The organism is Achromobacter xylosoxidans (assembly GCF_001457475.1).
Taxonomy (GTDB): domain Bacteria; phylum Pseudomonadota; class Gammaproteobacteria; order Burkholderiales; family Burkholderiaceae_B; genus Achromobacter; species Achromobacter xylosoxidans.
Genome location: NZ_LN831029.1, coordinates 2,853,820 through 2,868,453 on the forward strand (window position 1 = coordinate 2,853,820; position 14,634 = coordinate 2,868,453).

General features: G+C 68.6%; 15 protein-coding genes. 11 read left to right on the forward strand and 4 right to left on the reverse strand.

All coding sequences use genetic code 11. The annotated features are described in order from the left end of the window. Window positions 1–2 precede the first annotated feature (2 nt). The 9 genes from tadA (at window position 3) to AT699_RS12980 (ending at window position 8,891) form a co-directional block, all read left to right on the forward strand. Window positions 3–494 carry a tRNA adenosine(34) deaminase TadA gene (tadA, locus tag AT699_RS12940; protein WP_006388140.1) on the forward strand — a complete coding sequence of 164 codons (492 nt, stop codon included), beginning with the start codon at window positions 3–5 and terminating at the stop codon, window positions 492–494. Next, complete coding sequence (locus AT699_RS12945) at window positions 491–1,540, forward strand: LD-carboxypeptidase (protein WP_024068716.1); 1,050 nt, start codon at window positions 491–493, stop codon at window positions 1,538–1,540. The genes tadA and AT699_RS12945 overlap by 4 nt, the downstream gene beginning before the upstream one ends. A 144-nt stretch (window positions 1,541–1,684) precedes the next feature. Then, complete coding sequence (locus AT699_RS12950) at window positions 1,685–3,289, forward strand: ABC-F family ATPase (protein WP_006388142.1); 1,605 nt, start codon at window positions 1,685–1,687, stop codon at window positions 3,287–3,289. Window positions 3,290–3,462: 173 nt separating this feature from the next. Then, window positions 3,463–4,680 (forward strand): MFS transporter, encoded by a 1,218-nt coding sequence (locus AT699_RS12955; RefSeq protein WP_024068718.1) that lies wholly within the window; start codon window positions 3,463–3,465, stop codon window positions 4,678–4,680. 112 nt (window positions 4,681–4,792) lie between these two features. Beyond that, complete coding sequence (locus AT699_RS12960; protein ID WP_006388145.1) at window positions 4,793–5,563, forward strand: ABC transporter ATP-binding protein; 771 nt, start codon at window positions 4,793–4,795, stop codon at window positions 5,561–5,563. A gap of 75 nt (window positions 5,564–5,638) precedes the next feature. Next, window positions 5,639–6,637, forward strand: coding sequence for an ABC transporter substrate-binding protein (locus AT699_RS12965; RefSeq protein WP_006388146.1), 999 nt, complete (start codon window positions 5,639–5,641; stop codon window positions 6,635–6,637). After that, entirely contained in the window at window positions 6,634–7,407 is a 774-nt protein-coding gene (locus AT699_RS12970) for an ABC transporter permease (protein ID WP_026383568.1), read from the forward strand. The genes AT699_RS12965 and AT699_RS12970 overlap by 4 nt, the downstream gene beginning before the upstream one ends. Window positions 7,408–7,412: 5 nt before the next feature. Then, the gene (locus AT699_RS12975; protein ID WP_024068719.1) at window positions 7,413–8,231 is read left to right on the forward strand and encodes a transporter substrate-binding domain-containing protein; all 819 of its coding nucleotides are present in this window, start codon (window positions 7,413–7,415) and stop codon (window positions 8,229–8,231) included. Window positions 8,232–8,303: 72 nt separating this feature from the next. Next, the gene (locus AT699_RS12980; protein WP_006388149.1) at window positions 8,304–8,891 is read left to right on the forward strand and encodes an IMPACT family protein; all 588 of its coding nucleotides are present in this window, start codon (window positions 8,304–8,306) and stop codon (window positions 8,889–8,891) included. A 33-nt stretch (window positions 8,892–8,924) separates the two neighbouring features. On the opposite strand, the gene AT699_RS12985 is transcribed toward AT699_RS12980, so the two are convergent. Then, on the reverse strand, window positions 8,925–9,299 hold the full coding sequence (locus tag AT699_RS12985; RefSeq protein ID WP_024068720.1) for a thioredoxin family protein: 375 nt from the start codon (window positions 9,297–9,299) through the stop codon (window positions 8,925–8,927). Between the two features lie 196 nt (window positions 9,300–9,495). Beyond that, a complete protein-coding gene (locus AT699_RS12990; RefSeq protein WP_006388151.1) occupies window positions 9,496–10,518 on the reverse strand; it encodes an LLM class flavin-dependent oxidoreductase in 1,023 nt (340 codons plus the stop codon). A gap of 378 nt (window positions 10,519–10,896) precedes the next feature. On the opposite strand from AT699_RS12990, the gene AT699_RS12995 reads away from it, so the two are divergent. Next, a complete protein-coding gene (locus AT699_RS12995; protein ID WP_006388152.1) occupies window positions 10,897–11,253 on the forward strand; it encodes a VOC family protein in 357 nt (118 codons plus the stop codon). Between the two features lie 84 nt (window positions 11,254–11,337). Here the strand turns inward: AT699_RS12995 and AT699_RS13000 are convergent, their stop codons facing one another. Beyond that, window positions 11,338–12,630 carry an NCS2 family permease gene (locus AT699_RS13000; RefSeq protein WP_006388153.1) on the reverse strand — a complete coding sequence of 431 codons (1,293 nt, stop codon included), beginning with the start codon at window positions 12,628–12,630 and terminating at the stop codon, window positions 11,338–11,340. A gap of 108 nt (window positions 12,631–12,738) precedes the next feature. Here AT699_RS13000 and tsaD point away from each other — a divergent pair, with 108 nt between their 5' ends. Continuing rightward, window positions 12,739–13,770 (forward strand): tRNA (adenosine(37)-N6)-threonylcarbamoyltransferase complex transferase subunit TsaD, encoded by a 1,032-nt coding sequence (gene tsaD / locus AT699_RS13005; protein WP_006388154.1) that lies wholly within the window; start codon window positions 12,739–12,741, stop codon window positions 13,768–13,770. Between the two features lie 69 nt (window positions 13,771–13,839). On the opposite strand, the gene plsY is transcribed toward tsaD, so the two are convergent. Beyond that, window positions 13,840–14,481 (reverse strand): glycerol-3-phosphate 1-O-acyltransferase PlsY, encoded by a 642-nt coding sequence (gene plsY, locus AT699_RS13010; protein WP_006388155.1) that lies wholly within the window; start codon window positions 14,479–14,481, stop codon window positions 13,840–13,842. Window positions 14,482–14,634: the final 153 nt, after the last annotated feature.

The following is a 14,634-nucleotide window of genomic DNA, read 5'->3' on the forward strand; positions in this document are numbered from 1 at the left end:
CCATGGCGGCCACGCCGCCCTGGACCGCGCAGGATGCCGATTTCATGACGCTGGCGCTGGACGAGGCGCGGGCGGCCTATGACATCGGCGAGGTGCCGGTGGGCGCGCTGGTGGTCTCGGCCCAGGGCGACATCCTGGGGCGCGGCTACAACCGCACCATCATCGACCACGACCCCACCGCGCATGCCGAGATCGTCGCGCTGCGCGGCGCCGCGCGCGCGCTGGAAAACTACCGCCTGCCGGGCATCACCGTGTACGTCACGCTGGAACCCTGCGTCATGTGCATCGGCGCCATGCTGCACGCGCGGCTGGCGCGGGTGGTGTTCGGCGCCTACGATCCCAAGACCGGCGCCTGCGGCAGCGTGCTGGACGTGGGCTCGGTGCCCAGACTCAATCATCACACTTCAGTCACCGGCGGCGTGCTGGCGGAACCCTGCGGCGAGCTGCTGCGCCGGTTCTTCCGCGAACGCCGCGCCAAGGAATCCATCGCATGAGCAACACCCGAGGCGCCAAGGCGCGCGCCGCCAAGGCGGCCGCCACCCCGGCGCATGACCACGCCAGCCACGATCACGACCATGAATGCGGCGAGGACTGCGGCCACGACCACAGCCACGACCACGAACCGGGCCACGTCCACGGCTTCCCGGACGCGCGCGGCATCTACCTGATCTCGCCGTCGTCGGCGGTGCGTGACCCCCAGACCGTCGAGCTGGCGCGCGAGCGCCTGGCCGCGCAGGGCTTCAAGACCGCGCTGGACCGCACCGCGCTGGCCGAGCACCAGCGCTTTGCCGGCACCGACGCGCAGCGCCTGGCCAGCCTGACGCGCGCCGCCAAGCAGAAGCTGCCGATCGTCATGGTCACGCGCGGCGGCTACGGCATGGGCCGTCTGCTGCACGCGATCGACTGGAAGGCCATGGCCGACAGCGGCAAGCGCTTCGTCGGCATGAGCGACTTCACCGCGTTCAACCTGGCGCTGCTGGCGCAGACCGGCGCGGTCAGCTACACCGGCGCCACCGCCATCTACGACTTCGGCGGCAAGAAGGTCGACGACCTGACCGAAGCGCTGTTCGGCGAAGTGATGCGCGGCGAGCTGGAAATCCTCAGCTTCGAGACCCAGGACGCCGACCCGGTCGATTGCCGCGGCATCCTGTGGGGCGGCAATCTGGCCATGCTGGCCTCGCTGATCGGCACCCCCTACATGCCGAAGGTGCGTGGCGGCATCCTGTTCCTGGAAGACGTGGCCGAGCACCCCTACCGCATCGAGCGCATGCTGATCCAGCTGTGGCAGGCGGGCATCCTGGGCAAGCAGAAGGCCATCGTGCTGGGCCGCTTCTCCGACTACAAGCTGGCGCCGCACGACAAGGGCTACGACCTGCACGAAGTGGTGGCCTGGCTGCGCAAGACGGTCAAGGTGCCGGTGGTGACCGGCCTGCCGTACGGCCACGTGGCCACCAAGGCGACGCTGCCGATCGGCCAGAAAGTCGGCATCGCCACCGAAAAGGGCCTGGCCCACCTGGTGCTGGACGAACACCATCACTGAGGCCCCGGCCCGCCTGGTTTTTCCGACCGCCCGGCCCGCGCCGGGCGGTTTGCCATCCGGGCTTGGTACACTATCAGGTTTCGCCGCATGCCGGCGTTGTCGCGCCATCCTGGCGCCACATCCATTTCCCGCTGCTAAAACACTGTGATATCCACCGCCAATCTCACCATCCAGTTCGGTCCCAAGCCCCTTTTCGAGAACGTCAGCGTCAAGTTCGGGGAAGGCAACCGCTACGGGCTGATCGGGGCCAACGGGTCCGGCAAGTCGACGTTCATGAAGATCATCGGCGGCGACCTGGAGTCGTCGGCCGGCAACGTCTCGCTGGAGCCGGGCGTGCGCCTGGGCAAGCTGCGCCAGGACCAGTTCGCCTTCGAGGACCTGCGCGTGCTGGACGTGGTGATGATGGGCCACACCGAGATGTGGGCCGCGATGTCCGAGCGCGACGCGATCTACGCCAACCCGGAAGCGTCGGAAGACGACTACATGCGCGCGGCCGACCTGGAGGCCAAGTTCGCCGAATATGACGGCTACACCGCCGAAGCCCGCGCTGGCGAGCTGCTGCTGGGCCTGGAAATCGCCGTGGACCAGCACAACCTGCCGATGCGCGAAGTGGCGCCGGGCTGGAAGCTGCGGGTGCTGCTGGCGCAGGCGCTGTTCTCGAATCCGGACGTGCTGCTGCTGGACGAGCCGACCAACAACCTGGACATCAACACCATCCGCTGGCTGGAAAACGTGCTCAACAGCTACCAGAGCACGATGATCATCATCAGCCACGACCGCCACTTCCTGAACCAGGTCTGCACCCACATGGCCGACCTGGACTATGGCGAGATCCGCATCTACCCGGGCAACTACGACGACTACATGCTGGCCTCGACGCAGGCGCGCGAGCGCCTGGTGGCCAACAACGCCAAGGCCAAGGAACGCGTGGCCGAACTGCAGGACTTCGTGCGCCGCTTCGCCGCCAACAAGTCCAAGTCGCGCCAGGCCACCTCGCGCCTCAAGCAGATCGACCGCATCAAGGCCGAGCAGGTCGTGGTCAAGCCGTCGTCGCGCCAGAACCCGTACATCCGCTTCGAGCAGAACAAGGTCATGCACCGCCTGGCGGTGACCGTCGAGAACCTGTCCAAGTCCTACGACGCGCCCGTGATCCGCAACTTCTCGGCCATGGTCGATGCCGGCGAGAAGATCGCCATCATCGGCGCCAACGGCGTCGGCAAGACCACCTTGCTGCGCCTGTTGGCCACGGACCTGGCGCCCGATGCCGGCACGGTCAAGTGGTCGGATAACGCGGACCTCGGCTACATGGCCCAGGACGTGTCGGATCAGTTCCTGCAGACCGATATCAACCTGCTCGACTGGATGGGCGACCATCGCCAGCCGGGCGACGACGACCAGTCGATCCGTTCGGTGCTGGGCCGCCTGCTGTTCTCGGCGGACGACCTGCCCAAGGCGCCCAAGGTGCTGTCCGGCGGCGAAAAGAACCGCATGACCTTCGGCCGCCTGATGCTGGGCCGCCACAACGTCATGCTGCTCGACGAGCCGACCAACCACCTGGACATGGAATCGATCGAATCGCTGCAGTTCGCGCTGGAAAAGTACGAAGGCACGCTGGTGTTCGTGTCGCACGACCGCGAATTCGTGTCCGGCCTGGCCACGCGCGTGATCGAGATCCTGCCCTCGGGCGAGATCGTCGACTACCGCGGCGGCTACGAAGACTACCTGTCCTCGCGCGGCATCGAAGCCTGATACTCGGAGCCCGATGCCACGGGCCTGATATGCGGGCCTACGTCCAGGCCTGGTGGCGGGCCTGACTCCCGGGCCAGGGCGGCGGGCTGGACGGCGTTCAGCCTGCCGCAATCCTGCTGGGCTATCATCCGGGTAAACCCTGGCCCGTTGCGCCAGGTTCCACCCAGTCTGCCATGCCTCCCACTCCTCATACCACGCCCGATGGCGCGCCCATCGGGACGTTCGCATTGACCGCGCGCATCGTCGCGATCGCCTTTTTCACCTTCATCTGTTATCTGGCCATCGGCCTGCCGCTGGCGGTGCTGCCGGGCTACGTGCATGACCAGCTCGGCTACGGCTCGGTGCTGGCCGGGCTGGCCATCAGCGTGCAGTATGTGGCCACGCTGCTGAGCCGGTCGCACGCGGGCCGCATGGCCGATACCGTGGGCCCCAAGCAGACCGTGGTGATCGGCATGGCCGCCTGTGCCGCCAGCGGCGTGTTCCTGCTGCTGGCCTACGCCTTCGAGCGCAGCGCCTGGCTCAGCCTGGGCGCCATCATCGTCAGCCGGCTGGCGCTGGGCTTCGGCGAAAGCTGGGTCGGCACTGGCTCGGCCACCTGGGCCATCGCCCGGGTCGGCCCGCTGCACACGGCGCGGGTGATTTCCTGGAACGGCATCTGCACCTACGGCGGATTGGCCTTGGGCGCGCCGCTGGGGGTCTACCTGGAGACCGAATGGAGCATGGGCGCGCTGGGCGGCGCCGTGCTGCTGCTGGGCCTGGCCGGCCTGGGGCTGGCGCTGGCGCGGGCCGCGGTGGCCATCGTCGGCGGCCACCGCATGGCCTTCAAGAGCGTGGTGCTGCGGGTGTTCCCGCATGGCATGGCGCTGGGACTGGGCTCGGTCGGCTTCGGCACGCTGGCGGCCTTCGTGGCGCTGTACTACGCCAGCTTCTCGTGGGAGGGCGCGGCGCACGCGCTCAGCGCCTTCGGCTGCGCCTTCATCGGCGTGCGCCTGCTGTTCGCGGGCACCATCACGCGCTATGGCGGCTTCAGGGTGGCGCAGGTGTCGTTCCTGGTGGAGGCGGCCGGCCTGGCGCTGCTGTGGCTGGCGCCCAATCCCGGCGCCGCGCTGGTGGGCGCGGCCCTGACCGGCTGTGGCTTCGCGCTGGTGTTCCCGGCCATCGGGGTCGAGGCGGTGGCGCGGGTGCCGGCGGGCAGCCGCGGCGCGGCGCTGGGGGCCTATTCGGCCTTCCTCGACCTGGCGCTGGGCGCGACCGGTCCGGTGGCGGGTTATATCTCCGGCGGTTTCGGCTATCCGGCGATCTTCCTGTCCGCCGCGGTGGCGGTGCTGTTCGGCTTCCTGATCGCGGTCGGCCTGCAACGGCATGCGAGCCGGTCGGGGGCGGCCGCCTGAAGTGGCTGTTTTATAACTCCAGGCATTAAGGACATGCGATATTTATCGTTTGGATTCATATAACGAATTGTTAGATTAGGCCCGTTCCCCACGCGCGCCCACGATTCGTTCCATGAACCTGACTTTCGACCACGTCCACAAGCAATTCGGCGACCTGCCGGTCGTCGACGGTTTCACCAGCGAATTCAAGACCGGCGAGCTGGTCGCGCTGGTGGGGCCGTCGGGCTGCGGCAAGTCGACCCTGCTGCACCTGGCGGCCGGCCTGGAAAAACCCACGCAAGGGCAGGTGCTGGCCGACGGCAAGGCCGTGAGCGGTCCGCATCCCAGCCGCACGCTGGTGTTCCAGGAGCACGCGCTGTATCCGTGGCTGACGCTGGAAGACAACGTGGCGCTGGCGCTGGAATTCCAGAAGACCCCCAAGAAGCGCGCCCGCGAGGCGGCGCGCCAGTGGCTGGCGCGCGTCAGCCTGGCCGGCTTCGAACACTATTACCCGCACCAGGTGTCCGGCGGCATGCGCCAGCGCGCCGCGCTGGCCCGCGCCTTCATCGCGCAGCCGCAGACGATGCTGATGGATGAACCTTTCGGCGCGCTCGATGCGCTGACGCGCCTGGCGCTGCAGGACGTGCTGCGCCAGCTGATCGCGCAGGAAAAACCCACGGTGCTGCTGGTGACCCACGACGTCGACGAGGCGCTGTTCCTGGCCGACCGCATCGTGGTGTTCAGTCCGCGGCCGGCGCGGGTGCTGCGCGAATTCAACCTGGCCCATCGCGCCAAGAGCCACGACCTGTCCGACCTGGCCGCCGAGAAGCGCGAGATCCTGCGCCTGCTGGGCATCGCGGTCGACGGCGCGGCGGCGCATTCCGACCTGGCGCTGGCCGCCTGACCCTTTCGATTTTCCGGTTCACGGGCGGCGCCAGTCAGTGGGCGCCGGCCATCCTCGATCCCCTGGAGCTTTCCCATGAAATTCAAGCAATGGCTGTCCCTGCCGCTGGCCGCGGCGCTCCTGGCCGCGGCGCCCGCCATGGCCGCCGAGAAATTCCGCGTCGGCTATCTGCGCGTGATGGACGATGCGCAGGCCATCGTGGCGCAGGAAGGCGGCTACTACAAGAAGGCCGGCCTGGATTCCGAGCTGATCGAGTTCAAGTCGGGCACCGACCTGATCAAGGCCATCGTCGGCGGCCAGCTGGACATCGGCGTGCTGGGCTTCACCAACGCCGTGGCCTGGGCCTCCAAGGGCGCGGACCTGAAGGTGGTGGGCGGCGCGCAGCAGGGCTACCACTCGCTGATCGTGCGCGACGACTCGGGCATCAAGGACATCGCCGGACTGAAGGGCAAGACGCTGGCCTCGCAGGCCGAAGGCAGCACCGCCGACGTGGTGCTCAAGGGCGTGGTGCTCAAGCAGGGCAACCTGGCCGCCGACGACGTCAACGTGATGGGCGTGAGCCCGGCGGTGGCGGTGCAGTCGCTGGTGGGCAAGCGCGTGGACGCGGCCTTCCTGTTCGAACCCTATGACCGCATCGCGCAACTGGTGGCGCCGGTCAAGCAGATCTACGAAGTGGGCCAGGCCTGGCCGTTCCCGTGCATGGTGGTGATCACCTCGGGCGAGACGCTGGCCAAGCGCAAGGACGACGTCTGGAAGGCGCTGGACGCGCAGAACCAGGCCATCGCGCTGCTGCAGAAGGAACCGGCCCAGGCCTCGAAGCTGATCGCCTCGTACTTCATCGCCGAGCCCACGCTCAAGACGCTGAACCGCGGCGAGCTGCCGCGCGAGACCGTGATCGCCGAAGCCATCAGCACGCAGGTGTTCACGCCCAAGCTGACCGAGAAGGACACCAAGCGCATGCAGGAGATCGCCGACATCCTGCAGGCCCAGGGGTCGCTCAAGACGCGCGACGGCAAGCCGTACGACGTCTCCAGCATCGTCGACCTGTCCTGGCAAGAGGCGCGCAAGCTTTGAGCGCATCGACCCGTGTGACCGGCGCCCGCAAGCATCTGGCGGGCGTGCTCGGTGTGCTGTTCATCCTGGCGCTATGGCAGGCGGCGGCGTTGGCCTTGCCCGACTTCCTGATGCCGGGCGTGCCCGCCGTGCTCGAACGCCTGTTCGAGGACCTGGGCAAGCAGTCGTTCCACCAGAGCCTGATGGGCACGCTGGGCCGCCTGGGCGCGGGCTACGGCCTGGCGCTGGCGGCGGGCATCGGCTTCGGGCTGGTGGCGGCCGTGCTGTTCTTCTTCCGTGAAGTGCTGCGCAGCGCCATCGTCATCCTGCAATCGATCCCGTCGATCGCCTGGGTGCCGCTGTTCCTGATCGTGATGGGTTTCGGCAGCACGCCGATCATCGTGGTGGTGGCGCTGTCGGCGTTCTTTCCGGCGGCGCTGAGCGTGATGAACGCCACCGAATCGGTGCAGCGCGTGCATGTTTCGGCCGCCCGCGTGATGGGCGCCACGCCCTGGGGCCTGGTCAAGCGCGTGTACCTGCCGGCCGTCATGCCCGAGCTGATCACCGGCGCCCAGCTGGCGTTCGGCAATGCCTGGCGCGCGCTGATCTCGGCCGAAATGCTGATCGGCTTCGGCAAGGGCCTGGGCCGTTCGCTGGCCTATTCGGGCGAGATCGCCGACATGACCGGCGTCATGACCAACATCCTGGTCATCGCGGTGCTGGCCGCGCTGATCGACCAGTTCGTGCTCGAGAACCTCAAGCACCGGCTGCTGCGCTACCAGTACGTGTGAGGCCCATGATGCGGCGCGGTCTGCGTTTCCTGGCCTGCCTGGCGGCCTTGCTGTCCGCCACCGGCGGCGTGGCGGCGGCCGACGGCCTGGCGGCCGCGCGCCAGCGCGGCGAGCTGGTGGTGGGCGTGCCGTACCTGGCGCCCGCGCCGGTGGCCGGCGCCAAGATCCGCACCCCGGAAGGCCTGGATATCGCCATGGCCGAGAAGCTGGCGCAGGATCTGGGCCTGCCGTTCAGCCTGCGGCAGGTGGCGGCGGCCGACGCGGCGCGGCTGCTTGCCGCGGGCGAGGTCGACGTGGTGCTGGCCGATCGGGTGCAGCCGGCCCAGGCGCTGCCCGGCGATCTGGCGGCGGTGGCCACCGGCTACGCCGCGCGTCCCAAGGCCGTGATCCGCAGCGATACCCGCATGCGCCAGGGCAGCGATGCCCGCGGCCGCAGCGTCTGCATGGCCGAGGCCGCCGTTGGCGCGCAGGCGCTGGCGCGGGGCTGGGGCGCGGTGGTGCGCACTTATCGGGTGCCGTCCGACGCGCTGGTCGCGGTGCGCGAGGGCAGCTGCGACGTCGGCCTGATCGACGACGCGGTCTGGGAACCGCTGATGCGTTTTCCCGAATGGAAGAAATTCTCGGCCACGCTGCGCCCCGACGGCGCCCGCTCTGAGCGGGTCTGGCTGCTGCCGGCGGCCGATACGGCCACGCAGTCCTGGCTCGATGCGCGCATGCGCGAATGGGCGCGGGCCGACGCCTGGAAGGCCTTGACCGCCAAATGGGCCCGAGACGTGGCTTTCGACGTCTATCTGGACCAGGAAGTCGCCGACTGCCACAGCTGAGCCCGACGCGGCCCGGATCCGTCCGCAAGGGCCGGGCAGGCCGGTGGGGCGCGGCCCTTACAATGGCGGGCTATGACCACCACCTTGACCGCCGTCTGCTCGCACGAGGAAGACGTCAAGAAAAGCCGCTTCATCGCCCATGCCGCGCCCGTCGCCACCGTCGACGAGGCCATGGCGTTCTTCGCGGCGCACAGCGAGCCCGAAGCCACCCACAACTGCTGGGCCTACCGCATCGGCCAGGAATACCGCTTCAATGACGACGGCGAGCCCGGCGGCACGGCAGGGCGTCCGATCCTGCAGGCGATCGAGGGGCAGGGCATGGACCGCGTGGCGGTGCTGGTGGTGCGTTGGTTCGGGGGCGTCAAGCTGGGCGCGGGCGGACTCGTGCGGGCCTATGGCGGCTGCGCCGCCAACTGCCTGCGCAACGGCCCGCGCACCGAGATCGTGGACCTGGCCACGGTGGCGTGCGCCTGCGGCTTCGCCGAGCTGCCGCTGCTGAAGTCGCGGCTGGCGCAGGCCGGCGCGGTGATCGTGCAGGAGGATTTCAGCGCGGACGGGGTGGCGTTGCGCTTCACGGTGCCGCGCGGCGCCGTGGCCGACCTGGAGATGACGGCGGCGAACATCACGCGCGGCCGCTCGGCGTGGGAACAATTGGCGTGACATGCGACAAGGGCCCCGAGGGGCCCTTGTGCATCACGCGTCCTGGCTGTCCTGGGCCGCGGCGATTTCCTGGTGGACCTTTTCCATGTCGACTTCCTTGATCTTGGCGAGCAGCTCATTGAGCTGGCCGCCGGACAAGGCGCCGGGCTGGGAGAACAGCAGGACTTTCTCGCGGAACACCATCAGCGTGGGAATCGAGCGGATGCCCAGCGCGCCGGCCAGTTCCTGTTCCACGTCGGTGTTGACCTTGGCGAAGGTGACGTCGGGATGCTCGGTGGCGGCCTGCTCGAAAACCGGCGCGAAGCCACGGCACGGGCCGCACCAGGGGGCCCAGAAGTCCACGATCAAGGTGCCGTTCGGCGTGATGGCTTCCTGGAAGCTGTCTTTGGTGAGTTCAACAATACTCATTTTGGATCCTTGCCGCTGGCGCGGCGCAAAGTGTCGGTATCAGCGGCCCGGGGACGCCTGCCCGGACCGGATGCGGCGACGCGGTTGCCGGTCCTGCCGGTCCATAGTAGAGCGGGGACCGGTCGCGTCGCAATGGTTGGCGCTGTGGCGAGCGCGGTCTGCGGAGCTTGTGGGGCCGGCGGCGGGGCTGCCGGCCTCACGCCGCGGTTGTTGTGGGTACGCCGTCGCGCTGCTTGAGCGCGGCGACGATCTCGAAGGAACGCAGGCGATCGGCGATATCGTAGAAATCGGACACGATCATGACTTCGTCGGCTTCCGTCTCGGCGACCAGGGCTTCCAGCCGGCGCTTGACGGTTTCGGGGCCGCCGACGATGGCGGCGCCCAGTCTTTGATTGACCGCCTCGCGCTCCCATTCGTTCCAGAGCCCGTCCATGCTGTCGACCGGCGGCTGCAACTGCAGGCGGTTGCCGCGCACCAACGACAGGAACTTGAGCTGCTGCGTGGTGGACAGGCGCCGGGCCTCTTCATCGGTGGGGGCGGCCACCACCGGCACCCCGATCATGGCGTAGGGTCGGGCCAGCGTCTCGGACGGCTTGAACAGGTGGCGGTACAGGCGCATCGCCGCCATGCCCTCGGGCGAGAAGTGGCCGGCGAACGAGAACGGCAGGCCCAGTTCGGCCGCCAGCCGGGCGCTGAAATCGCTCGAACCCAGCAGCCAGATGGGGATGTCCAGGCCTTCGCCAGGGATGGCGCGCACCGGCTGGCCCGGCCGCGAAGGCGCGAGAAAGCCGCGCAACTCCTCGACCAGCGCCGGGAATTCCAGGCCGCTGCGCGGGCCGCGGCGCAGCGCGTGCTGCGTGGCGCCATCGCTGCCGGGCGCCCGGCCCAGGCCCAGGTCGATGCGGCCAGGGTAGAGGGTTTCGAGCGTGCCGAACTGCTCGGCGATGATCAGCGGCGCATGGTTGGGCAGCATCACGCCGCCCGAGCCGACGCGCAGCGTCGAGGTGTGCCCGGCGATGTGGCCGATCAGCACCGCCGTGGCGCTGCTGGCCACGCCGTTGATGTTGTGGTGTTCGGCCAGCCAGAAACGCTTGTAGCCGAGCCGTTCGACGTGCTGGGCCACCGCCACGCTGTTGCGGAAGGCGTCGGCGGCGTCGCGGCCCTGCACGATCGGGGCCAGGTCCAGCACCGAGAAGGGGATGCGGGCCAGGGTGCTCATGCGCGGCGCTCGCGTGGGCGGCGGGGACAGGACGAATGCGGGGTGTGGCGAGACAAGGTCGGCTCCATGGTCTTATATACATGGGGAGTGTATCGGCGAATTCAACCGCTCCCGCCAGCAACCATACGGGCCGGCGGGTTGATAGCCGGACTCAATGATGACGATTTGCCGGGCGGCCCGCGACCCGGGCAGTCGTACCGGTATAGTGGTCACTTCGGCGCCGCAAGCATCGTTCCCGCGGCTCCAGGTCCGCCCCCCGATCGCGCCGCCGCGCCTGCGATTGCCAACATGATCGGCAGCGTCTGGCCGTTTCGTCCAAGACGGGGCCACTCGAATCGGCGATGATGCGGTTTTCTTCGATATCCGCGGGAGACACGCATGGGCGCCACCGGCAATAACCACCAGATCGACAACATCGAATTCAACGTCGCCGACATCGCCCGCAGCAAGCGCTTCTATGGCGACGCCTTCGGCTGGTCGTTCACCGACTACGGGCCGACCTACACCGAATTCACCGATGGCCGCCTCAAGGGCGGCTTCACCACCGGCGAGCCGGTGCGCCCGGGCGGGCCGCTGGTGATCCTGTACGCCGACGACCTGGTCGACGCGCAGCGCCGCGTGACGGCGGCGGGCGGCCGCATCAGCCGGGAGGCCTTCGATTTCCCCGGCGGCCGCCGCTTCCACTTCGCCGACCTCGATGGCTATGAACTCGCGGTCTGGACCGCCGTGGCCTAGCGGCGGGTGCGCGCCGGCATGAAAAAACCGCCGCCTTCCGGACCGGAAGCGCGGCGGTTTTGCATGGGGCGCGTCTGGCGGACGTTATTCCGGGAAGAACGCGTAGCGGATGACGAACAGGATCGCCACCAGCCAGGTGGCCGGATGCACGTCGCGCACGCGGCCGGTAGCGGTCTTGAGCACCACGTAGCTGATGAAGCCGAAGGCGATGCCGTTGGCGATGGAGTAGGTGAACGGCATCACCAGTGCCGTCAGCGCGGCCGGGGTGGCTTCGCAGACGTCGTTCCAGTCGATGTCGATCAGCTCGCGCATCATCAGGCCGGCCACGTAGAGCAGGGCGGGGGCGGTGGCGTAGGCGGGCACGGCGCCGGCCAGCGGCGAGATGAACAGCGCGGCCAGGAACAGCAGGGCCACCACCAGCGCGGTCAGGCCGGTGCGGCCGCCGGCCTGCACGCCCGAGGCGCTTTCGACGTAGGCGGTGGTGCTGCTGGTGCCCAGCATCGAGCCGGCCACGATGGCGGTGCTGTCGGCGAACAGGGCGCGGCCCAGGCGGTTGGGGCGACCCTCCGGCATCAGGCCGGCGCGTTTGGCCACGCCCACCAGCGTGCCGGTGGCGTCGAACACCTCGACCAGCACGAACACCAGGATGACGTGCACGAATCCGGTGTGCAGCGCGCCCAGGATGTCCATCTTGAACAGCGTCGGCGCCAGGCTCGGCGGCGCCGCGAACACGCCCTTGAATTCGTTGTAGCCCAGCGCCATCGACAGCACCGTGACCACCAGGATGCCGATCAGGATGGCGCCGCGCACGCGCAGCGCGTCCAGCGAGGCGATGATGAAAAAGCCCAGGATGGCAAACAGCGGTCCCGGGGTGGTCAGGTCGCCCAGCGTCACCTTGGTGGCCGGATGCGCCACCACGATGCCGGCGCTGGACAGCGCGATAATGGCCAGGAACAGGCCGATACCGGCGGCGATGGCGCTGCGCAGCGAATGCGGGATGCCCTTGACCAGCCAGACCCGGATGCCCGAGATGGTCAGGACCAGGAAGATCACGCCCGAGATGAACACGGCGCCCAGCGCCTGCTCCCAGGTGTAGCCCATGGTCTTGACCACGGTGAAGGCGAAGAAGGCGTTCAGCCCCATGCCCGGCGCCATGCCGATCGGCCAGTTGGCGATCAGCGCCATCACCAGCGAGCCCAGCGCGGCGGCCAGGCAGGTGGCGACGAACACGGCGTTGCGGTCCATGCCGGTGGACGACAGGATGTCCGGGTTCACGAAGATGATGTACGACATCGTCAGGAATGTCGTCAGGCCGGCCACGATCTCGGTTCTCGCGGTCGTGCCGTGTTCACGCAGGTTGAATAGCTTCTCCAGCATTCTTATCCCCAGGGTGCTTGCAGGCTCGGTTTGTCGGAAGGGGGCTTGGCCGCCCTCGGTCATTTTGTAAACGGGCGTATTTTCGCATCAGTTGTAAACTCTGCCGCCATGATTATTCTCGGCTTTGAAAGCTCCTGCGACGAAACGGGCGTCGCAGCCGTCTGTACGGAACGCGGCCTGCTCGCGCACGCGCTGCACACCCAGATCGCCATGCACCAGGAATACGGGGGCGTGGTGCCTGAACTCGCCTCGCGCGACCATATCCGCCGCGTGGTGCCGCTGACGCACCAGGTGCTGCAGGAGGCGGGCCTGGAAATGTCGGACATCGGGGCGGTGGCGTATACGGCCGGGCCCGGTCTGGCCGGCGCGCTGCTGGTGGGCGCCAGCGTGGCGCAGTCGTTCGCCTGGTCGCGTCACCTGCCGGCCATTGCCATCCATCACCTGGAAGGCCACCTGTTGTCGCCGATGCTGGCCGACCCGCGGCCCGATTTCCCGTTCGTGGCGCTGCTGGTGTCCGGCGGCCATACGCAGTTGATGCGGGTCGACGGGGTGGGGCGCTACGAATTGCTGGGCGAAACGCTGGACGATGCCGCCGGCGAAGCCTTCGATAAGTCGGCCAAGCTGATGGGCCTGGGCTATCCGGGCGGACCGGCGCTGGCGCGCCTGGCGGACCAGGGCGATGCCGCGCGCTTCGACCTGCCGCGCCCCATGCTGCACAGCGGCGACCTGGATTTCAGCTTCAGCGGCCTGAAGACGGCCGTGCTGACTCGGGTCAAGGCGGCCGAGCAGGACGGCGGACTGGATGAGCAGACCCGCGCCGACCTGGCGGCGGCCACCCAGGCCGCCATTGTCGAGGTGCTGGCCGCCAAGTCGATCCGCGCCCTCAAGCAGACCGGCCTGCGCCGCCTGGTGGTGGCCGGCGGGGTGGGCGCCAACCAGCTGCTGCGCGCCAGGCTGGCCGCCGCGCTCAAGCCGCTCAAGGCACAGGCCTATTTCCCGCCGCTGTCGTTGTGCACCGACAACGGCGCCATGATCGCCTTCGCGGCGGCCGAACGGGTCAAGGCCGGGCTGGTGACCCTGGATCCCGATGCGCACGGATTTACCGTGCGGCCGCGCTGGGACCTGGCGGAGATCGGCTGAGCCGGGCAATGAAAAGGGGGCCGCGGCCCCCTTTTCATTTGTGCCGCGACGCCCGTACCGGCGCGCGGATCACTTTTTCTTGCCGCCGCCGATGCGGCTTTCGGTGCCTTGCACCAGGCGCGTGATGTTGGCGCGGTGGCGGTAGAACAGCAGCACGCCGATGATGGCCAGGGCAATGCCCATGGCCGGCTGGGCATACCAGGCCAGGCCGGAGCCGAACACGTAATAGACCGGCGCGAAGAACGCCGCCACCAGCGAGGCCAGCGAGGAATAGCGGAAGAACACCGCGATGATCAGCCAGGTGGCCGCCGTAGCGACCGCCAGCCAGGGCTGGATGGCGACCAGCACGCCCAGCGCGGTGGCCACGCCCTTGCCGCCCTTGAAACCCAGGAAAATCGGGTACAGATGGCCCAGGAAGGCGGCCACGGCGACCGCGGCCAGCGGCCCGGGGGTGATGCCGGGCGCCAGGCGCTGCGCCAGCCAGACGGCGAACCAGCCCTTGGCGGCGTCGCCCAGCAGGGTCAGCGCGGCGGCGGTCTTGTTGCCGGTGCGCAGCACGTTGGTGGCGCCGGGGTTCTTCGAGCCGTAGCTGCGGGGGTCCTGCAGTCCCATCAGTTTGCTGACGACCACCGCGAACGGCACGGAGCCAATCAGGTAGGCCAGCAGGATGAGCGCAGCGGAGAACGCCAGGGAGGGTTCGGTGATCGCCATGGGTAAGGGGTCCGTTGTTGTCGTGCGTTGTCTCGATGGCTGCGGATTCTACCCCGGCGGCCCGGCGGGCCGGGTACGGGTAAGCGAGCGGCCGATCGGAACCGGGTTCGCCGACGGACATGCCGAGGTCCTCCTTGGACGGTACAATCCAGC